At 52.7% G+C, this 482-nt stretch carries 1 protein-coding gene; it reads left to right on the forward strand.

Annotated features, from left to right (window positions below; translation table 11 throughout):
• The coding region (locus DDR33_RS25290; protein WP_202913857.1) for an Ig-like domain-containing protein at nt 1-482 on the forward strand (482 nt) is incomplete at both ends.

Consider the following 482-nt stretch of genomic DNA (forward strand, 5'->3'; position numbering starts at 1 on the left):
GTCACCGATCAGGCAGGAAACACGGGCGCAGAATCCGATCCAATCAAAATTGATGTCGATACTAAGAACCCTGATAAACCGGTGACACCGGACGCTCCGGGTAACGGCGGTCATGTGAATACGACCACGCCGACGATCAAGGGTGTGACAGAACCCAACGCGACCGTAGAGATTCTCGTGGATGGCGTTAAAGTTGGCGAAGTGAAAGCTGACGGTGACGGCAAATGGGAATATACTTTTGATCCAGCGCTGACCGAAGGCGAACATGAAATTACGATCAAGGTCACCGATCAGGCAGGAAACACGGGCGCAGAATCCGACCCAATCAAAATCGATGTCGATACTAATAACCCGGATAAACCGGTAACACCGGACGCTCCGGGTAACGGCGGTCATGTGAACACGACCACGCCGACGATCAAGGGTGTGACAGAACCCAACGCTACCGTAGAGATCCTCGTAGATGGCGTTAAAGTTGGTGA

The organism is Pararcticibacter amylolyticus, from assembly GCF_003130405.1.
Classification (GTDB): Bacteria; Bacteroidota; Bacteroidia; order Sphingobacteriales; family Sphingobacteriaceae; genus Arcticibacter; species Arcticibacter amylolyticus.